Raw genomic sequence first — 18,654 nt, 5'->3', positions numbered from 1 at the left:
TACTGGTAATCGTCGCTGCCCGTTTGCCGGAGCGCTTTTTGCGGAGCAGCGGCAAAAGCTCCGGCCTGGGATAGGCTTAGTATCCCAGGCCGGAGCAAAGTCATGCGTTTTATGCGGACGGACTGCAATCCTCCGGGAAGGAGAGGGCGGCCTTGAACAGGTCCCCGTCGATATCCAGACGGAAGACGCCGCCCTGAAGCTCCGTCAGGCTGCGCGCGATGGACAGACCCAGACCGGAGCCCTCGGTACTGCGGGATTCCTCCCCCCGCACAAAACGTTCCATCAGCTGCTCGGCGGGGATATTGAGCTGCTGCTGGGAAATGTTTTTCACCGACAGGGTCACCGTTCCGTCCCACTTCATCACGTCCAGATAGACCCGGGTGCCCTCCATGGCGTACTTGTTGCAGTTGGAGAGCAGGTTGTCGATGATGCGCCACAGATGCCGCCCGTCGGCCTGAATATAGGCCTCCTCGGCAGGGAAGGAGGAGATCAGCTGCAGGCCGCGCTGGGCAAACTTTTCCTCGAATTCCCCGATGGCCTGCTGCACCAGCTGTACCATGCCCAGCCGTTCCCGGTTCACCGCCAGGTTTCCAGTGGACGCCTTGGAGGCCTCCACCAGGTCCTCGGTGAGCTTTTTCAGCCGCTGGCTCTTCCGGTCCAGCACCTCGATGTACTCGGCTGCCCTGGGATTCTGAATCTCCTCTTTTTTCAAAAGGTCCACATAGTTGATGATGGAGGTGAGCGGAGTTTTGAGGTCGTGGGAGACGTTGGTGATGAGTTCCGCCTTAAAGCGCTCGCTTTTGAGCTGCCGGTCCACAGCGGTGCGGATGGCGCCGCCCAGATCGTTGAGCTGTTCGGCATGCTCCCGCAGGTCGGGATACATCTTGCCGCCGGTATCGATCTTGCAGCTGGGGTCGCCCCCCACGATGCGCGCCGCGCCCTCCCGCACACGCCGCCACTGGATGGTCCAGCGGCAAAGGAAGTAGAGCGCCAGCCCCTGATACACGGGGATCAGGAAAACCGTCAGCGCAGTCAGGACGCTCCCCAGCAGATAGAGCAGGAAGAGCACGACCACCCGCCAGGTCAGCGGCCAGGAGCGGCCGAGCGCCCGGCAGAGCCGGCCGATGGCCCGGCACAGCAGCCAGGTCAGGGTGTTGGAGAAGACGGTGCGCGTTTTGATGCGGGTAGCCAGGGTGAGCAGAAAGGCCAGCAGGCATCCGCTGATGCCCAGGGAGAGCACGCCCAGCCCCACCGCCGTTTCCAAATTCAGCGCACCGGAATTCAGGGCCCAGGCCATGGAATCCCCGAGCGCAAGCAGGGCCGCCAGGGCCCAGAACTCCAGAAAGATCAGCAGGTCCAGCGGGATGCGGTCAAAGTGGTTGAGAAGTACGCCCTCCCGGTCCCGCCGCCGGCCGGCGCCCAGGCAGAGGAACACCACCAGCAGGACGGTCAGCACATCCAGCGCCAAGGACAGAAGGGCCACGCCGGGCAGGTATTGGGCGTACTCCAGGTAGTCCTGCGCGCCCTCGGTAAACTCATCCGTCACGGTCTGGGGGTTGGTCACGCCGTATTCCACCGCCAGCACACGGGAGAGGACCCGGCGGTCCAGTTCCTCATAGTAATCCCAGCTGCTTCCGTTGAAAAGCCAGCCGTATTGGTTGGCCACGGATTCCTCCTCCGGAAGGAAGAGCAGCGTGCTCCCGTCGCTCTGGATGATATGCAGCTGATAATAGTCCATCTCCTGATCCCAGGTTTGGTAGTCGTCCTCATGCCCGCCGTTGTAGCGCTGCAGTTCCAGGGAATCGGACAGGACCCGGTAGACGGCCCCCTCCATCGTCTGGCCGCCGGGCAGATTGCCGTACACCGGCTCGCCGGTGGCGTTGTCCACCAGACGGAAACGGAAATTGGTCTGTTCCGGGGAGAGCGCCTCCTGCAGAGCCTCCAGCCGCTGCTGGTCCAGATAGGACAGGGAGCCGTCCCAGGTGCGGTTCTGCATCAGCCAGGCCAGCTCCCGTACCTGGGCGAGGCGGTTATACAAGTTGGAGTAGCAATTGCTGCTCTCGTAATACCCCGTTCCGGTCCAAATATCGTCCCACTGGCTCAGGGTGAACAGGCTGGCCCAGAAGCCGCCTGCCCCCAGCACAAGGGCCAGGATCACGGCTAAGGCTTTGAGGGCGGGATGGGTGCGCAGCTGTTTTTTCATGAGATCACGTCTCCTTGTCAAGGGGCGGATATGGGGGAAAAGCGTCACAGCTTCTCCATCTTATAGCCCAGGCCCCACACCACCTTGAGATAGCGGGGATTTGCCGGGTCGATCTCGAGCTTCTCCCGCAGGTGGCGGATATGCACGGCTACCGTGTTCTCCGAGCCCAGGGCGGGGTCGTTCCATACCAGTTCGTAGATCTGTCCGGTGGAGTATACCCGTCCCGGATTCTGCATGAGCAGCAGCAGGATGTTGTACTCAATGGGCGTGAGGCTCACCATCTCTCCGTCCACCGTCACCGCCTTGGCGGCGTCGTCCAGACGGATGCCTCCGTTGGTGAGCACCGCCGGTCCCCCGGCATGCTGCTGGCCGCCCAGGGTGGTGTACCGGCGCAGCTGGCTTTTGACCCGGGCGATGACCTCGATGGGATTGAAGGGTTTGGTCACATAGTCGTCCGCGCCGATATTCAGGCCCAGCACCTTGTCGGAATCCTCACTTTTCGCGGTGAGCAGGATGATGGGGATATTCCGCTTTTCCCGCAGCTTGGCGGTGGTGCGGATGCCGTCCAGACCCGGCATCATCACGTCCAGGAGAATGAGGTGCACCTCGTGTTCCTCCACCAGCTTCAGACACTCCAGCCCGTCATAGGCCTTGAGCGTGCGATACCCCTCGCTGGTCAGGTAGATGTCCAGAGCGGATACGATGTCCTTATCGTCGTCGCAGATGAGCACAGTGTACAAAAAGATCACCTCATTGCCGCTATCTTAGCACGGCAGATTTAAGCCCAAGGGGGGAAAAGGATTAAGAAGTATTTAAGACGCAGGAACATTTTACCCCAAAGAGCGTCTAAAAAGCAAATCCGATTGGGAGGGAAGCCAATGAAACGAACGCTGTTATCTCTTGCACTGACGATGGCCCTGCTGTTGAGCGCCTGCTCGGCAGGCGTCACGGCGCTCCAGCCCGGCCGGGCGGCCCCGGAGGCTCCGGCCCGCCGCGACGCGGCGCTGGATACGGCCCTGGGCGACTTTGGGCTGGAGCTGCTGCGGCAGACCCGCACGGCGGGCGAGAACACCTTCGTCTCGCCCCTGAGCGCGGCGCTGTGCCTGTCCATGGCCGCCAACGGCGCGGCGGGCGGGACGTTGGCGCAGTTCGAAGCGGTACTGGCCGGGGACGGGAGCCTGGAAACGCTCAACGCCAACTGCGCCTCGCTGCTCTCGGAGTACGCCGCGCTGGAAGGGGAGACCACGCTTTCCATTGCCGACGGCCTCTGGCTGGACGAGGGGGCGCAGGTGGAGGACGCTTTTCTGAGCCGCTGCACCGGCACCTATCAGGCCGATGCCTTCGCCGCCGACTTTTCCAACCCCGGCACCCGGAAGCAGATCAACGCCTGGATCGAGCGGAATACCGGCGGACACATTCAAAACGCGCTGAAGGAGATCGACTCCGCCACCGTCCTGGCCCTGGCCAACGCCGTTTACTTTGAAGGCAAATGGGCGGAGGAATTTGACCCGGACGACACCTGGGAGGCTCGTCCCTTCTATCCGGAGGGCGGTGGGGAGGCCACGGTGGATCTGATGAGCAGCGGCGGACGGGAGGACCGGTATATCGGTACCGACGCGGAACAGGGCGTGCTGCTGCCCTACCGGGACGGCCGGCTGGCGTTTCTGGCCCTGATGCCCAGCCAGGGCACGCCGCTGGGGGAGTACCTGGATACCCTGGACGGCGCGGCCCTGGCCGGATTGATCGCCGGGGCCGGGACGGAGTATTTTACGCTGCGCCTGCCCAAATTCGAGATGATGTGGAGCGGCTCCCTGGTCGGGGCCCTCCAGGCGATGGGCCTGACCGACGCCTTTGACCCGGACGCGGCGGACTTTGCCCCCATGGGGCGGGATGCGCACGGCAATCCCCTGTATATCAGCGCCGTAGAGCACGGGGCCGGGATCGAAGTGGATGAACAGGGTACCCGGGCCTTTTCCTTCACCTTCATCGGCATGAGCGGCGCAGGCGCGGCGCCCCCGGAGGAGCTGGTCTTTGACCGGCCCTTCGTCTACGGCATCGTGGACCTGGAGCGGGGCGTGCCCCTGTTCCTGGGTACCTTTGAGACGGGCTGACGGAAAGGAGAGAAACGAATGAAACGGATCCGATTCTTATCCCTGGGTCTGGCGCTGCTCCTGCTGGGCGGCTGCGCCGCCGCCGGGAGCGGGCGTTCCCTGACGCCCGCCCCGGCGGGGACCGGTACCGCTCCGGTGCGCCCCGCCCCTTCGGCGGAGGCAGACTACGCCCTGGGCGCCTTCGGCGCGGCGCTGCTGGCGCAGGTGCGGCAGGAGGGGGAAAACACCCTCGTCTCGCCCCTGTCCGCCCTTTTGTGCCTGTCCATGACCGCCAACGGGGCCGCCGGGGAGACGCTGGAGGCATTTTTGGAAGTGCTGGGAGGCGGCGTGAGCCTGGAGGAGCTCAACGCCAGCTGCGCCGCCCTGATGGAGGATTACCGGGGCCTGGAGGGAACGACCCGGTGCAACATCGCAAACGGACTGTGGATCGGTACGGGCTGGACGGCGGACGACGGCTTTCTCCGCCGCTGCGCCGACACGTATGGGGCCGGACTCTATCAGGCCGACCTGACCGCCATGGAGACGGTGAAACAGGTCAACGCCTGGGTGAAGGAGCAGACCATGGGCCTGATCGACGGCGTGCTGGACCGGCCGCTGGACGCGCAGGCGGTGCTTCTGCTGGTCAACGCCCTTTATCTGAAAAATGCCTGGGCCGCGCCCTTTGATCCGGCCAAAACCACCGCGCTCCCCTTCCGCTCCGCCGCAGGAACGCGGCAGACCGAGTTTCTGGGCAACGGCGTGCGGCAGGAGCGGTACCTCCAAACGGAGCGGGAGAGCGGCGTGGTGCTGCCCTATGACGACGGGCGGCTGGGCTTTCTGGCGGTGCTGCCGAAGGAGGGGACGGATCTGACGGAATATCTGTCCGGCTGGGATGGCGGCACGGTGCCCGCCCTGCTCGCGGCGGCGGAGCAGACGCGCCTTTCCCTGCGCCTGCCCAAATTTGAAGCGGAGTGGGGCGGGATGCTGAACGACGCGCTCTCCACGCTGGGGCTGGGGGCGGCGTTTGATCCGGATGCCGCTGATTTTTCCGCTATGGGGACGGCCGACGGACCTATCTATATCGGCAGCGTGATGCAGAAGACCCGCATCCAGGTCAACGAGAAGGGGACGGAGGCCGCTGCCGTAACGGCGGCGGTCATGGAGGCGATGAGTATGCCGGCAGAAGAGGCTGCGGTGCTGATCCTGGACCGGCCCTTCGTCTACGGAATTGTGGATCTGGAGCGGGGCGTGCCGCTGTTCCTGGGGACGTTTGAGGCGCCGTAAGAACCGAAAAGGGCATGCGTCCGCTGTGAGCGGCACAGCTGCCAACGGCTGTCCGGCACCGGCGAGAACGATCTGTTATCTCCGGCCTGAACCAGCCGAGACGCCCGGCTCCTTTTGTGCTATAATTAGGGCATCACCGCACAATTCCCCACGCACATTTTGGCGGCCGATTTGCCCCACAAATGCGTTGCAAAACCTTGCAATACAAAAAGTATTCCTGCGGTTTTGCGCCTTTTTGCGGCACAAATTTTCGCGCCGATCCGCACGCGTTGAATGATGCGGTAATGCCTTAGAAAAAAGGGAGGCGGGGAACATGGTGCTGCGGCTGGGGACCGGGGACGCCTATGCGCTGCTGGAAGCGCTGCTGCGAACGGAATACGGTCTGGAGCGCCTGCCCGCACTGGCGCGGGACGGCGGGGGCAAGCCCTTTTTTCCGGCCCGGCCGGAGCTGCGCTTCAACGTCAGCCACAGCGGCGGACTGATCCTGTGCGGCGCGGGCGCGGCGGCGGTGGGGGTGGATGTGGAGCGCATCCGGCCCCGGAGGACGGGGCTGCCCCGGCACGTGCTCTCCCCGGAGGAATACGCCTGGTTTGTCCGGCAGGGCGGAGGCTGGGAGCGCTTTTATACCCTCTGGACCCTGAAGGAAGCGCGGGTGAAATGTACCGGCGCGGGGCTTTCCGGCCCGGCCCGGGCGATCGCCGTGCCGCTGCTGGCACCGGGACAGGGGGGGACGCTGGACGGACTGCGGTTTCGCGCCTACGGAGGAGACGGCTGGCGGGCGGCGGTCTGCTGCGCGCCGCCGGAGCAGCCGCCCGAGGAGGTTCCGGGGCAGAGTGAAAAAAACGTTTCTTTTTCTTAATGTCATTTTAAGATTTGCCCCACTGTTTTCTAAAGAAACCTCCTTTATACTATACCTTGTAAAAGGAGGGAAACGCTTTGAAAATCCTCATACTGACCGGAAAGTTCGGCATGGGCCATTATTCGGCCTCCCTGTCCCTCCGGCAGCAGCTGCTGCGGGCCTTCCCGCAGGCGGAGGTGGACGTGGAGGACCTGGTGGCCTATGCCATGCCCAACGTGTCCAAGACCGTCTATCAGTGTTTCAACCTGCTGGTCACCCGAGGCAGCGGGCTGTTTAATATGTACTATAAACTCACCGAAAACGCGCATATGGAATTCCGGCCCGCGTTCGAGCCCGTCTTTCTGGATGCGCTGGAGGAACTGCTGACGCAGCGGAGACCGGATGCGGTGGTGGCCACCCATCCCATGTGCGCCCAGCTGGTATCCCGCTACAAAAAGGAAAACGGCAGTACCCTGCCCCTGGTGACCTGCGTCACAGACCTGTCTTCCCACTCCGAGTGGATCACCAGCGGCACGGACTGCTATCTGGTGGGGTCCAACGACATCCGGGAGCGGCTGGCGGCCAAGGGTGTGGAGCGCTCCATCATCTGCGTCACCGGTATCCCGGTGCGCTCGGAATTCAAACGCCCGGTCCAGCGCAGGGCCGGGCGGGAGCGGCATCTGCTCATTATGGGCGGCGGCCTGGGGCTGCTGCCCCGGCGGGACAAGTTCTACGAACAGCTCAACGCCCTGCCCGGCGTGAAGACCACCCTCATCACCGGAAACAACCGCAAGCTTTACGAGCGCCTGGCGGGCAAATATCAAAACATCGAGGTGCTGGGTTATACCGACCGGGTCTACGACTATATGGCGCGCGCCGACCTGGCGCTTACCAAGCCGGGCGGCATTACCCTGTTCGAGACCATCTTTTCCGAGCTTCCCATCCTGGCCTGGGAGCCTTTTTTGCAGCAGGAAAAGAACAATGCCCGCTTCCTGGTGAAGCGGGGATTGGGCCGGGTAGCGGCCAAGGAGCCGGAGGCGTGCCTGGCGGCCATCCGCGCGCTGATCTACGACGACGAAGCGCTGGAGTCCATGGCCCGGAATATGCGGGACATGAAGGGACAGCTGGAGGAACAGAGCCTGGGTCACATCCTGTCGGCCCTGGCCGCGCAGCGGAAGGAGGTGTGCGCCTGATATGAATCGGAAAAGAACCTGGCTGGGCGCCGCCCTGCTGCTGGCGCTCATGGGCGCGACCGGTTTCCTCCTGCTGCGGGAACAGCCTGTCGCGCGGCTGGCGGCGGTGCTGGGACAGGTGAAGCCGCTTTATGTGCTGGCCGGTCTTGGCTTGATGCTGCTCTTTATAGGCTGCGAGGCCCTTTGTTCCCGGCTGATCCTGAGCCGGCTGGGCCATCGCGCTCCTTACCGCCGGTGTCTGGGCTACTCCTTCACCGGATTCTATTTCAGCTCCATCACCCCTTCCTCCACCGGCGGGCAGCCCGCCCAGATCTACTATATGTCCAGGGACGGGATCCCCGCCGCCCACGGGACGCTGAATATGATGCTCATCGCCGTATGCTATCAGGTGGTGGTGCTTCTCTACGCTCTGGGCGTGGTGCTCTTCCGCTTCGATCTGCTGGCCAATCTGGGCGGAGGGCTGGCGCTGCTGCTCCTGTTCGGCGGGGCGGTCAACCTGGCGCTCACGGGGGGGATGCTGTGCCTCATGTTCCTGCCGGGCGCGGCAAGAGCGCTCACCGGTTGGGTGCTGAACCTGCTGGAGCGCCTGCACCTGGTCCGGAATCGTCCCGCTGCGGAGGAAAAGCTGGAGCATCAGATGCAGGAGTACCGCCGGGGCGCCGACTGCGTTAAGGCCAATCCCGGCCTGATCCCCATCCTGGCCGGTGTGACCGCGGTGCAGCTTACCGCGCTGTTTTCGGTGCCTTTTGTGGTGTATCGCGCCTTTGGACTGTCCGGCTACAGCGCCGCAGATATCATCTGCACCCAGGCGCTGGTGACGCTGGCGGTCTCCTCTCTGCCGCTTCCGGGTGCGGTGGGCGCCTCTGAGGGAGGCTTTGTAAAGGCCATGACCCTGTTCTTCGGCTCTGCGCTGGTCACCCCCGCGGTGCTGCTCTCCCGGGGGATCAGTTTCTATTCCTTCCTGCTCATCAGCGCGGGGGTGACCCTCTGGGTCCACTTTCGCACCAGCCGTCCGGCGCAGGCGGCACAGCCGGTCATCGTCACCCCCAAAAAGCCCAAGAGGGTTCGGGGCACGGTGACCAGCTGGTAGAGCGGGGATCTTAGGAAAAAATGCCGGCCCTCTTGTGAGGGCCGGCGCTTTGTTTTATAATGCTGAGGGACAGAAAAAGAAGGAGGTCGGGCGTATGAACTATCTGGGTATTGATCTGGGCGGCACCAATGTGGCCGCCGCCGTGGTGGATGACGCGGGGACGATCCTGGGCCGTGCCAGCCTGCCCACGCCCCGAGGGGTGGAGCCGGTGGCCGACGCCATGGCCGCCGCGGCCCACGCGGCGGCGGTGGACGCGGGGGTCGGCTGGGAGGAGATCGCCACGGTGGGCGTGGGCTCTCCCGGCACCATCCAGCCCGCTGAGGGGGTAGTGAAATACTGGTCCAATCTGGATTTCCGGGACGTGCCTCTGGCGGCGCTGCTGGAAGCGCGGCTGAACAAAGAGATTCACCTGGAAAACGACGCAAATGCCGCCGCCCTGGGGGAATATGCCGCCGGGGCGGGCAAGGGCAGCTCGTCCATGGTGGCCATTACGCTGGGGACCGGCGTGGGCGGCGGCGCGGTGCTGGATGGGAAGCTCTACACCGGCTTCAACTACGCCGGGCTGGAGGTGGGGCACTTCGTCATTGAGTACAACGGACGTCCCTGCACCTGCGGGCGGCGCGGATGTTTGGAAGCCTATTGCTCCGCCACCGCCCTGATCAAGCGCACCCGGGAGGCGATGCAGGCGCACCGGGATTCCAAGCTGTGGGAGCTGGCGGGGGGGAGCGAAGGGGTCAACGGCCGCACGCCCTTTGACGCCGCCGCCCTGGGGGACGCCGCCGCCGGGCAGGTCATCGACGAGTATGTCAGCTACCTGGGCTGCGGCGTGGCCAGCCTGGTCAATATCTTTCAGCCGGAGGTATTCTGCATCGGCGGAGGACCCTCCGCCCAGGGGGAGACCCTGATGGCCCCGGTACGGTACATCCTCAACCGGGAGGATTACGCCCGCAACCAAGTCCACCGCACCCGGCTGGTACGGGCCCAGCTGGGCAACGACGCGGGGTTGATCGGCGCGGCGCTGCTGCCCAAATTCCGCTGAAAAGCCGCGGCGCCCCCGGCCGGATGTTTTCCGGCCGGGGGCGCCGCTCCCTGTCCCGATCCGCCGGCGCGCAGGAGCTAAAGATGGGGGAATTCCTTGCACACATAGCCGCTCCTCCGCAGCACCATGGCCAGCAGGGTGGATACCACCGCGCCGAACGCCGCCTGCACAAGGTTGCTGGGAATGCCGGCAGCCGAACCGATCAGGCTCACGGCAAAGGCCTGTCCGCCCAGCGAGGCTAAAAGCGCGTCGTACAGCCAATAGCCCGCCACCATGATGGCCTCCGCAGCCAGACCGCACACCGGCAGCGCCCAGGAGCGTTTCCCAAGACCCCGGTACAGCAGGGCGGCCGTCAGCCCCATCAGGGCCTTGATACACAAGGTCCCCGGAACCCAGGCGGCATAGCCGGACAAAAGGTCCGCCAGAGCGGGCCCCAGCCCCCCGGCGGCGGCGCCGTACACCGGCCCCAGCAGATAAGCGCCCAACAGCACGACTGCGTCGCCCAGATTCAGATAGCCCCCGGAGGGAGAAGGAACCTGAAGTACCCGGGTGGCCACATAGCCCAGCGCCGCGAACAGCGCCGTCATCACCAGCATCCGGGTCTGACGTGCCGCCGCGGCCGTATGGTGTTCCGCTGTCTTTTCCATAAAAGTTGGACCCCTTTCCATGCAGATCGCCAGAACCGGCCGGTTCTATTTGGCATTGCCATCATACGGCAAATATGGCATGATTGAAATATCCAAATTCAAGTTTTTTTATAAGGTCAGACGGGCGGCATGCTGAGGGCCTGTGATTTGCCTTACGGCAAATCACAGGCCCTTTCAAACCCTGCGCAGGGGTCCGCCTCGCTGGCTGCGGGGGGCGGGGCAGCAGGCTCCTCCAGGGGGAACGCCGCCAGAGAGGCGCCGAACAGCACCGCCGCAGCGATAGCGATGGCCTGCACCTTGTTCTGCTCCAGCCAGGGCTTGTAGGGGGCCAGCTTTGGAATGCCGCCGCCCAATTTGTCCAGCGCCGCGTAAAGCATGACCGCAATGACCACGCAGATCGCCAGCCGGGTGATGGTCTGCTGTTTGTCCTGTCCCAATTCCATCGGCACCGCCTCCTTATCCACAGTATAGTAGCCGCGGGGGGCGGGTAGACTCGTTTTAAGCAGTTCCAATACAAAGAAATTATGTCGAAAGCGTTAAATTTCCCGAAAGAGCCTTGTCCGGGGCGGGGCGGGACAGTATAATAATGTCTGCTGAATCAACCGGCATTGCTCCGAACGCATGCGAATGGGGGCGTACGGAAATCTGAGGAAGCAAGAGGCATGAGCATGAAAAAAAACGAGCGCAAGCCCACTGTGCCCGAACAGCCACGGCCCCGGCAGGAGGTGCCACGGGTCACACCGGACCCCACCCAGGGCCTGACCATGGAGCAGGTGCAGCTGCGCCACCGGGCGGGCTGGGCCAATACCGCGGTGGAATCCCCCACCAAGAGCGTGGGGCAGATCGTCCGGGAGAATGTGTGCACCTTCTTTAACTTCATCTTCATCGTTCTGGCGGCCCTGCTGATCGCGGTGGGCTCCTTTGACGATATGCTGTTTCTGCTGATCGCCGCGGCCAATACCGGCATCGGCATCATCCAGCAGCTGCGCAGCAAGCAGACCATCGACAAGCTCAACCTGCTCTCCGCGCCCCGGGCCAAGGTGGTGCGGGAGGGGAACCTGCTGTCCATCCCCGCCGCCCAGCTGGTGCGGGACGACGTGGCGGAGTTTTCCGCCGGGGACCAGATCCCCGCCGACGCCACCGTCCTGGCCGGACAGGTGCAGGTGAACGAGGCCCTGATCACCGGCGAGGCCGACGCCATTACCAAAAAGCCCGGGGAGGGGCTGCTGTCCGGCTCTTTCATCGTCTCGGGGAAATGCCGGGCGCGGCTGGACCAGGTGGGGGCGGACTCGTATGCGGCACGGCTCACCCTGGAGGCCAAAAAGAATGTTACCGCCGGCAAAAGCGAGATGATGGCCTCTCTGGACAAGCTCATCCGCTTCATCGGCATCGTGCTGGTCCCACTGGGGGTGGCCCTGTTCATCAAGGAGTATTATTTCCTGGAGCTGGGGGCGAAGCAGGCCGTGGTGTCCACGGTGGCCGCCCTCATCGGCATGATCCCGGAGGGGTTGTACCTGCTGACCAGCGTGGCCCTGGCGGTGAGCGTCGTACGTCTGGCCCGGGGTAAGGTGCTCGCCCAGGATATGAGCTGCATCGAGACGCTGGCCCGGGTGGACGTTCTGTGCGTGGATAAGACCGGTACCATCACCGAACCCCATATGGAGGTGGGGGAGACGGTGCTGCTGAACGAGGAGCGCTGGTCCGGCGAGGCGGTCACTGAGGTGCTCAATGCCTTCTATCGGGCGGTGGATGCGGACAACGACACCGCCAAAGCCATGCGGAACAAGTTTCACGGCGTGTCCGTATGGCATGCCTCCCATACAATTCCCTTTACCTCCGCCACCAAGTGGAGCGGGGCGGTCTTCCCGGGACACGGCGCCTACCTGGTGGGCGCGCCGGAGTTCGTGCTGGGCGCGCGCTACGCTGAGGTGAAGGAGCAGGTGGAGCCCTGGTCCGCCAAGGGCTACCGGGTGCTGCTGGTGGCGGAATACGATGGCGTGCCCGAGCAGCGGGGCCTGTCTCCCCAGCGGGTGAGCCCTATGGCCCTGGTGCTGCTGTCCAACCGGGTGCGCGCCGCCGCGCCCAAGACGTTTCAGTATTTTGCCGAACAGGGCGTCCATGTGAAGGTCATCTCGGGGGATAACCCGATCACGGTCTCCGAGGTGGCCCGTCAGGCGGGGATCCCGGGAGCGGAGCACTACGTGGACGCGGCTGCCCTGAAAAGCGACGGCGACCTGGAGCGGGCGGCGGTGAAGTACACCGTCTTCGGCCGGGTGACCCCGGGGCAGAAGCGCAAGCTGGTACGCGCCCTCCAGAAGGCAGGCCACACCGTGGCCATGACCGGCGACGGCGTCAACGACGTGCTGGCCCTCAAGGATGCCGACTGCGGCATCGCCCTGGCCTCCGGCGCGGAGGCCGCCTGTCACGCGGCCCAGCTGGTGCTGCTCAACTCCGACTTCTCAGCCATGCCGAAGGTCGTGGCCGAGGGGCGGCGGGTCATCAACAATATCCAGCGGGCGGCCGCCCTGTTCCTGGTGAAGAATATTTTCTCGTTCTGCCTGTCCATCATCTCCCTGTTTGCCTCCTTCCCCTATCCGGTCACCCCGCTTCAGCTCTCCCTTATGAGCGCCCTGACCATCGGCGTGCCCTCCTTCTTCCTGGCGCTGGAGCCCAACCACAGCCTGGTGAAGGGACGGTTCTTGGGAAATGTGTTTCGGGCGGCGCTGCCCGGCGGGCTCACCGACCTGCTGGTGATCCTGGGCCTGGAGCTTTTCTACTGGGCATTCGCGTTCACCACCGAAGAGCTGTCTACCATGGCGGCCATCCTGCTGCTGTTTATCGGCCTTCTGGTGCTCTACCAGGTGTGCAAGCCCTTCGACTGGAAGCGCCGGGTGGTATGGGGCGCCATGGCGGGCTCTTCCGCCGTGGCGGTACTGGGGTTTGGCAGCAGCTTTGGGTTGTCCCCGCTGAATATACAGACCCTGCTGATCCTGCTGGTTTTTCTGGGCCTATCCTATTCGGTGCTGCGCTTTATGCTGGGCTTCTTCCAGAACGGAGACGCCCTCGTCAACGCAGTAAAAAACCGGGGCGGAAAACGAAATTAAGACGCGACAGCGCCCTCCGGCTCAAGGCCGGAGGGCGCTGTTCTGCGGGTAAAAAGGAGAGCCGGGCACGTTTTGATTTGCATCAGGGACGGCGGACGCTCAGGTTCAGCAACAGCGCCGCCAGGGCCAGCACCAGAAGCAGGAGGAAGGGGGCCACATAGCCGCCGGTGCTGCCCAGCAGGACGCTGGCGGCGGTGGCCATAAAGGAAGCGCCCATCAGATTGAAGTTCATAATCGAAAAATTGACGGGAAAATGCTTCGTACCATAAAAGGCGGACGTGAACGCGGAGGAGATGGTGGGACAGGCGCCGTAGGACAGACCGGTGACGCACAGGCCGATGACGCACAGAGGCACCGAAGCGGCGAGCACCGAGAGCAGCGTGACCGCGGCGGCCAGGATGGCGGTCACATTGGCCAGCAGCATGGTTCTGCGGCGGCCCAGCAGGTCGAAGAGCGCGCCGGTGAGGATGCGCCCCAGGCCATTGCACACCGAAAGCACGCCGACCAGAGTGGTGGCCAGGGCGGCGTTGGCCCCGACGGAGAGGGAGAGGTCCTTGGCAAACGAGATGACGGTGTTGCCGACCGCAGCCAGGAAGACGATGCAGAGGAACGCACGCCAAAAGGGAAAGCGGCGGATCATCTCACCGGGCGTATAATCGTGGGCCTCGAACGCCTCGTCCTTTCGGGCGGCTTTGACCTGGGGCTGAGGCAGCGCGGTATCCGGAGCGGGAAGGCGGAGGAGAAAAGCGGCGATCAGCAGCACCAGGCCCAAAGCGCCGCCCAGGAAGGAGAACGCGGCACGCCAGCCCACAGACGGGTGATCGATGAGCGCGCCCGCAAGATTGCCCAGCACCAAGGCGGAAGCGCCGAAGCCCATCATCAGCGCGCCGGAGCAGGTGCCTTTCTTGTCGGGAAACCACGCGCTGGTGGTGGAGATGATGACGTTATAAGCGATGCCGATGCCCGCGCCGCTGAGGATGCCGTAGCTCACGTAGAGCATGGCGACGCTCTGCCCGGAGAGCCGGGCGGTGAGCAGAAAGCCCGCGCAGGCGAGCAGGGCCGCCAGGATCAGGGTGAGCCGGGTACCCAGCCGCTTGGCCAGCAGTCCGCCTGCCATGCCGCCCAGACAGAAAAAGCACATGGTTAAGGTGAAATTCAGGGCCAGATCGGCCGCCGACCAGCCGAATTCGGCGGCCAGGGGGGCTTTCAGGATGGACCAGGCGTAGAGAATACCGGCGAACAGCAGGGCGATGACGCCCACCACAAGATAGAGCCAGCGGATGGAGGTGCTTGCTTGTTTCATGCTGGATACGCTCCTTATGATAAAGATTTTATATCTTGCATCTTACCAGATTGTTGAGCGATTGTCCAGAGCCAGCCAGAAATTGTACGTCAAAGGCCGGTCAGGGCCGTAAAGAGTCCGGCACACCCTGCGGATATATCCCGCCAGGCCGTTTCAAAGTCGCCGGTATACCAGGGATCGGCTACCGACCCGGGCCGGGGAGCGTAATCCAGCAGCAGATGTACCTTGTGCTCCGGGTCGCCTCCGAAAAGCCGCGTCATGCTGCGGCGGTTGGCCTCATCCATGCCGATGAACCGGTCCCAGCGGACGTAATCCCCCGGCTGGAGCTGGACTGCACGCTTGCCGGAGGGATCGAGCCCATGGGAGAGGAGCATGCGGCGGGCGGGGGGATAGACGGGGCGGCCGGTCTCTTCGGCGCTGGTGGCGGCTGAGGAAATTGCGAACGAATGGTCCAGGCCCGCTTTGCGCACCAAGTCCTTCATCACAAACTCAGCCATGGGGCTTCTGCAAATGTTGCCGTGGCAGACGAAAAGAAGACGGTGCATGATAAAATCCTCCGATTACGACGTGAAGGGAAGCGAAACGACCGGAAGCCCCCTCCGCGGGGCCGGACTTGCCGTTTGGGAAAAGTTACACGCAGCGGGCCAGAAGGGTCTCCCACTGCTCGTCCACAGATTGCTGGGCGGCCTCCAGCGTCCACTCGTTGCCGGGGCGGAAGCAGTGCCTGAAGCGGCCCTGGAGCTTCATGAATTCGGTGACGGGAAGTTTCTTTTTGGGCTCATAGCTGAGCATCCATTTGCCCTCCACGACCTCGTACAAGGGCCAGACGCAGGTCTCTACCGCCAGTTTGCAGATCTCGGGCAGCAGCTCGGGGGAATACTGCCAGCCCCGGGGACAGGGGGCCAGGACGTTGACAAAGACGGGGCCGGGGGTATAGATGGCCCGATGGGCCTTCTCGTGGAAATCCTTAAAGTTGCCCAGGAAAGTGGTCTGCGCCACGTAGGGGATCCGGTGGGCCGCCAGGATTCCGGTCAGGTCCTTTTTGTTCTGGCGCTTGCCCAGGCTCTCCGCGCCGGTGGGGCTGGTGGTGGCGTTGGCAAAGCGGGGGGTGGAGGAGGAGCGCTGGATGCCGGTGTTCATATACGCTTCGTTGTCATAGCAGAAGTAGGTCATGTCATGGCCGCGCTCCATGGCGCCCGACAGAGACTGGAAGCCGATGTCATAGGTACCGCCGTCCCCGCCGATGGCCAGGAATTTAAAGGTATCGTCGATCCTGCCCTTCTTTTTCAGAGCCCGATAAGCCGCCTCCACGCCGCCGCAGGTGGCGGAGGCGTTCTCGAAGGCGGAGTGGATGTAGGAGTCCTCCCAGGCGGTATAGGGGTAGAGGAAGGAGGAGACCTCCAGGCAGCCGGTGGCGTTGCAGATGACCGCCTTGTCCCCTTCGTCCAGCGCACGGGTCATGGCCCGGCAGACGATGCCCGCGCCGCACCCGGCGCAGAGCCGGTGGCCGCCCACAAAACGCTCGGGCTTGGAGAGTTCGGCCTTATGATTATATGCCATGTTACAACACCTCTTCCTGTTTGCTGCGCTGGCCCATATGGACGTAGCGGGGGCCGGTCTCGCCGGTCTGGACGATGTGCAGCAGGCGGCGATAGACCCGCTCCACATCCTCCACCGCGCAGTCCCGGCCCGCCAGGCCGTAGACCACGTCGATCATTTTGGGCGGGTGGGGCAGATCGTAGCAGGCGCAGCGGGTCTCGGCAAAAAGCGGACCGCCGCAGGCGGAGTTTCCCTCGCTCTTGTCCAGAACCGCCACGGCCTTTACATGGGCCAGCGCGGCGGCCAGCTCTTCGGCAGGGAAGGGACGGAAGACCCGCAGCTTGATGAGCCCCACGCGGACCCCGCGGGCGCGCAGGCGCTCCACGCAGGCCTTCGCGGTGCCGGCGGTGGAGCCGATGAGCACCAGGGCTACCTCAGCGTCCTCCATGCGGTATTCCTCAAAGAAGCCGTAGGAGCGGCCGAAGGTGCGGGCAAAGTCGGCGGCCACATCCAGAATGGCCCGCTTGGCGTTTTTCATGGCTTCGGCCTGCTGTACCTTATGCTCCATACAGTAGGGGCAGGTATCATAGGGCCCCACGGCCAGGGGATTTTCCTGTTTGAGCAGATAGTGCTCCGGGCGGTACTCGCCCACGAAGGCCTTAACGGCGGCGTCCTCCTCCAGCAGGATATTTTCCACGGCGTGGGAGGTGATGAAGCCGTCCTGGCAGACCATGATGGGCAGGCGTACGTCGGGGGTCTCGGCGATGCGCATGGCCTGGAGGTAATTGTCATAGGCCTCCTGGTTATTTTCCGCGTAGAGCTGGAGCCAGCCCGTGTCCCGTGCGCCCATGGAGTCGGAGTGGTCGTTATTGATGTTGATGGGGCCGGTGAGCGTGCGGTTGACGCAGGCCAGGGTGATGGGCAGACGGGCGGAGGCCGCTACGTACAGCACCTCGTACATAAAGGCCAGGCCGCAGGAGGAGGTGGCGGTGACCGCCCGGACGCCGGCGGCCTGGGCCCCGATACAGGCGGAGAGAGAGGAGTGCTCCGACTCCACGGGGATGAACTCGGTGCTCACCCGGCCGTCGGCCACATACTGGGCAAAATACTGGGGGATCTCCGTGGAGGGGGTGATGGGGAAGGCGGCAAAGACGTCGGGGTCGATCTGCCGCATGGCGCAGGCAATGGCTTCGTTGCCGGAGAGACGTTCCCGGATGCTCATATCAGCGCACCTCCTGCTGCATTTGGATGGCCTGGAAGGGACAGACCTTCCAGCAGATGCCGCAGCCCTTGCAGTGGTCCAGATCAAAGTCCAGACGCCGCCCGGCCTGCACGGGAATGGAGGAGTCGGGGCAGTAGGGGGCGCACAGAAGGCATTGTTTGCACCTGGAGGCGTCCCAGACCGGAACGTCGGAGCGCCACTCGCCGGTGCGCACCGCCCGGGCGGTGCCCCCCTCGTAGATCTCCCCGCCGGGGGTCAGATCCTGCCAGGGGGTCTGCTCGTTGATCGCCTTTGCCTGGATGCTCATGCCAGACGCACCTCCTTCATGGATTGGATCAGACAGTTCATATTGCCCTGGATCACCTGGGGTTTGGTGGCAAATTTATGGCGGAAGGAGGCCTCCATATCCGCGATGAAACGTCCCGGATCCAGGACACGGCTGACCTGCACGATGGCGGAAAGCATGGGGGTATTGGGAAAGTAGCCGCCCAGATGCTCCTCGGAGATGCGGCGGGCGTCGATGACGCCCACCCGGCCCGTCCAGCCCCGCAGCAGAGGACGCAGGGATGCGGGCGCTTTGGCGGAGTTGATCACCAGCGCGCCGCCCTCCTTCAGCCCCGCCGTTACATCCACGGAGAAGAGCAGGGATTCGTCCACCACCACGACGTAGTCGGGCGCGTAGATGTTGGAGTGGATGGTGCAGGGGACGTCGCTGATCCGGTTATAGGCGGTGATGGGTGCGCCCATACGCTCCGGACCGTACTCGGGAAACCCCTGGACATACTTGCCGGAGGCAAAGGCCGCGTCGGCCAGCAGCAGGCAGGCCGTTTTGGCCCCCTGGCCGCCGCGGCCGTGCCAGCGGATCTCGGTCATGGATGCGCTCATGGTTGATTCCTCCCGTATTGAAGTGGTTGCGTTCGCAGCGCGGAGGGCAGCCGCCCCCGCCGGAAAAGCCCGCGGGCCGTTTCCGGAAAAATAAAAAGGCTTTCGTCCCGTAAAGGGACGAAAGCCTGCACTTTCGCTGTACCACCCGTTACTGCATACCGTCATATGCGTTTCCGGTAACGGGGAAGGCCGGCAGCGCCTACTTCGGCAAACGGTT

17 protein-coding genes are annotated in these 18,654 nt (G+C 63.9%); 7 read left to right on the top strand and 10 right to left on the bottom strand.

Features of this window, described 5'->3' with window-relative positions:
- Positions 1 to 109 precede the first annotated feature (109 nt).
- Positions 110 to 2,203 (bottom strand): sensor histidine kinase, encoded by a 2,094-nt coding sequence (locus H8S57_RS17105; RefSeq protein ID WP_207723764.1) that lies wholly within the window; start codon positions 2,201 to 2,203, stop codon positions 110 to 112.
- Between the two features lie 44 nt (positions 2,204 to 2,247).
- Entirely contained in the window at positions 2,248 to 2,943 is a 696-nt protein-coding gene (locus H8S57_RS10385) for a response regulator transcription factor (protein ID WP_186908018.1), read from the bottom strand.
- Between the two features lie 138 nt (positions 2,944 to 3,081).
- Here H8S57_RS10385 and H8S57_RS10380 point away from each other — a divergent pair, with 138 nt between their 5' ends.
- From H8S57_RS10380 to H8S57_RS10355, 6 genes are all read left to right on the top strand, one after another.
- Positions 3,082 to 4,314, top strand: coding sequence for a serpin family protein (locus H8S57_RS10380; protein ID WP_186908017.1), 1,233 nt, complete (start codon positions 3,082 to 3,084; stop codon positions 4,312 to 4,314).
- Between the two features lie 18 nt (positions 4,315 to 4,332).
- The gene (locus H8S57_RS10375; protein ID WP_186908016.1) at positions 4,333 to 5,577 is read left to right on the top strand and encodes a serpin family protein; all 1,245 of its coding nucleotides are present in this window, start codon (positions 4,333 to 4,335) and stop codon (positions 5,575 to 5,577) included.
- Between the two features lie 313 nt (positions 5,578 to 5,890).
- Positions 5,891 to 6,436: a 4'-phosphopantetheinyl transferase family protein gene (locus H8S57_RS10370; protein WP_186908015.1), complete on the top strand. Its 546-nt coding sequence runs from the start codon at positions 5,891 to 5,893 to the stop codon at positions 6,434 to 6,436.
- Positions 6,437 to 6,513: 77 nt separating this feature from the next.
- Positions 6,514 to 7,608, top strand: a complete 1,095-nt coding sequence (locus tag H8S57_RS10365) for an MGDG synthase family glycosyltransferase (protein ID WP_186908014.1) — start codon at positions 6,514 to 6,516, stop codon at positions 7,606 to 7,608.
- Between the two features lies 1 nt (position 7,609).
- Positions 7,610 to 8,698, top strand: a complete 1,089-nt coding sequence (locus H8S57_RS10360) for a lysylphosphatidylglycerol synthase transmembrane domain-containing protein (protein ID WP_186908013.1) — start codon at positions 7,610 to 7,612, stop codon at positions 8,696 to 8,698.
- A 94-nt stretch (positions 8,699 to 8,792) separates the two neighbouring features.
- A complete protein-coding gene (locus H8S57_RS10355; RefSeq protein WP_186908012.1) occupies positions 8,793 to 9,737 on the top strand; it encodes an ROK family protein in 945 nt (314 codons plus the stop codon).
- A gap of 77 nt (positions 9,738 to 9,814) precedes the next feature.
- Here the strand turns inward: H8S57_RS10355 and H8S57_RS10350 are convergent, their stop codons facing one another.
- Positions 9,815 to 10,384, bottom strand: coding sequence for an ECF transporter S component (locus H8S57_RS10350; RefSeq protein ID WP_186908011.1), 570 nt, complete (start codon positions 10,382 to 10,384; stop codon positions 9,815 to 9,817).
- Positions 10,385 to 10,536: 152 nt separating this feature from the next.
- Positions 10,537 to 10,896, bottom strand: a complete 360-nt coding sequence (locus H8S57_RS10345) for a hypothetical protein (RefSeq protein WP_243204783.1) — start codon at positions 10,894 to 10,896, stop codon at positions 10,537 to 10,539.
- A 150-nt stretch (positions 10,897 to 11,046) separates the two neighbouring features.
- Here H8S57_RS10345 and H8S57_RS10340 point away from each other — a divergent pair, with 150 nt between their 5' ends.
- Positions 11,047 to 13,488, top strand: coding sequence for a cation-translocating P-type ATPase (locus H8S57_RS10340; protein ID WP_186908009.1), 2,442 nt, complete (start codon positions 11,047 to 11,049; stop codon positions 13,486 to 13,488).
- 82 nt (positions 13,489 to 13,570) lie between these two features.
- Here H8S57_RS10340 and H8S57_RS10335 read toward each other — a convergent pair whose 3' ends face one another.
- The 6 genes from H8S57_RS10335 to H8S57_RS10310 form a co-directional block, all read right to left on the bottom strand.
- Positions 13,571 to 14,791: an MFS transporter gene (locus H8S57_RS10335; RefSeq protein ID WP_186908008.1), complete on the bottom strand. Its 1,221-nt coding sequence runs from the start codon at positions 14,789 to 14,791 to the stop codon at positions 13,571 to 13,573.
- Between the two features lie 89 nt (positions 14,792 to 14,880).
- Positions 14,881 to 15,336, bottom strand: coding sequence for a low molecular weight protein-tyrosine-phosphatase (locus tag H8S57_RS10330; protein ID WP_186908007.1), 456 nt, complete (start codon positions 15,334 to 15,336; stop codon positions 14,881 to 14,883).
- Positions 15,337 to 15,421: 85 nt separating this feature from the next.
- Positions 15,422 to 16,351 (bottom strand): thiamine pyrophosphate-dependent enzyme, encoded by a 930-nt coding sequence (locus H8S57_RS10325; protein ID WP_186908006.1) that lies wholly within the window; start codon positions 16,349 to 16,351, stop codon positions 15,422 to 15,424.
- Position 16,352: 1 nt separating this feature from the next.
- Positions 16,353 to 17,552, bottom strand: a complete 1,200-nt coding sequence (porA, locus tag H8S57_RS10320) for a pyruvate ferredoxin oxidoreductase (RefSeq protein ID WP_186908005.1) — start codon at positions 17,550 to 17,552, stop codon at positions 16,353 to 16,355.
- A gap of 1 nt (position 17,553) precedes the next feature.
- Complete coding sequence (locus H8S57_RS10315; RefSeq protein WP_186908004.1) at positions 17,554 to 17,859, bottom strand: 4Fe-4S binding protein; 306 nt, start codon at positions 17,857 to 17,859, stop codon at positions 17,554 to 17,556.
- The gene (locus H8S57_RS10310; RefSeq protein ID WP_186908003.1) at positions 17,856 to 18,437 is read right to left on the bottom strand and encodes a 2-oxoacid:acceptor oxidoreductase subunit gamma family protein; all 582 of its coding nucleotides are present in this window, start codon (positions 18,435 to 18,437) and stop codon (positions 17,856 to 17,858) included. The genes H8S57_RS10315 and H8S57_RS10310 overlap by 4 nt, the downstream gene beginning before the upstream one ends.
- Positions 18,438 to 18,654 lie beyond the last annotated feature (217 nt).

The organism is Lawsonibacter hominis (assembly GCF_014287895.1).
GTDB lineage: Bacteria > Bacillota > Clostridia > Oscillospirales > Oscillospiraceae > Lawsonibacter_A > Lawsonibacter_A hominis.
The sequence above is the reverse complement of the archived record's forward strand: the minus strand, read 5'-3'. Positions and strand labels throughout refer to the sequence as shown.

Excerpts from the sequence above, each read along its gene's own strand:
- H8S57_RS10310 (WP_186908003.1), bottom strand. The coding sequence starts at position 18,437 with ATGAGCGCATCCATGACCGAGATCCGCTGGCACGGCCGCGGCGGCCAG.
- porA (WP_186908005.1), bottom strand. The coding sequence starts at position 17,552 with ATGAGCATCCGGGAACGTCTCTCCGGCAACGAAGCCATTGCCTGCGCC.
- H8S57_RS10330 (WP_186908007.1), bottom strand. The coding sequence starts at position 15,336 with ATGCACCGTCTTCTTTTCGTCTGCCACGGCAACATTTGCAGAAGCCCC.
- H8S57_RS10335 (WP_186908008.1), bottom strand. The coding sequence starts at position 14,791 with ATGAAACAAGCAAGCACCTCCATCCGCTGGCTCTATCTTGTGGTGGGC.
- H8S57_RS10340 (WP_186908009.1), top strand. The coding sequence starts at position 11,047 with ATGAGCATGAAAAAAAACGAGCGCAAGCCCACTGTGCCCGAACAGCCA.
- H8S57_RS10315 (WP_186908004.1), bottom strand. The coding sequence starts at position 17,859 with ATGAGCATCCAGGCAAAGGCGATCAACGAGCAGACCCCCTGGCAGGAT.
- H8S57_RS10360 (WP_186908013.1), top strand. The coding sequence starts at position 7,610 with ATGAATCGGAAAAGAACCTGGCTGGGCGCCGCCCTGCTGCTGGCGCTC.
- H8S57_RS10350 (WP_186908011.1), bottom strand. The coding sequence starts at position 10,384 with ATGGAAAAGACAGCGGAACACCATACGGCCGCGGCGGCACGTCAGACC.
- H8S57_RS10370 (WP_186908015.1), top strand. The coding sequence starts at position 5,891 with ATGGTGCTGCGGCTGGGGACCGGGGACGCCTATGCGCTGCTGGAAGCG.
- H8S57_RS10325 (WP_186908006.1), bottom strand. The coding sequence starts at position 16,351 with ATGGCATATAATCATAAGGCCGAACTCTCCAAGCCCGAGCGTTTTGTG.
- H8S57_RS10355 (WP_186908012.1), top strand. The coding sequence starts at position 8,793 with ATGAACTATCTGGGTATTGATCTGGGCGGCACCAATGTGGCCGCCGCC.
- H8S57_RS10380 (WP_186908017.1), top strand. The coding sequence starts at position 3,082 with ATGAAACGAACGCTGTTATCTCTTGCACTGACGATGGCCCTGCTGTTG.
- H8S57_RS17105 (WP_207723764.1), bottom strand. The coding sequence starts at position 2,203 with ATGAAAAAACAGCTGCGCACCCATCCCGCCCTCAAAGCCTTAGCCGTG.
- H8S57_RS10375 (WP_186908016.1), top strand. The coding sequence starts at position 4,333 with ATGAAACGGATCCGATTCTTATCCCTGGGTCTGGCGCTGCTCCTGCTG.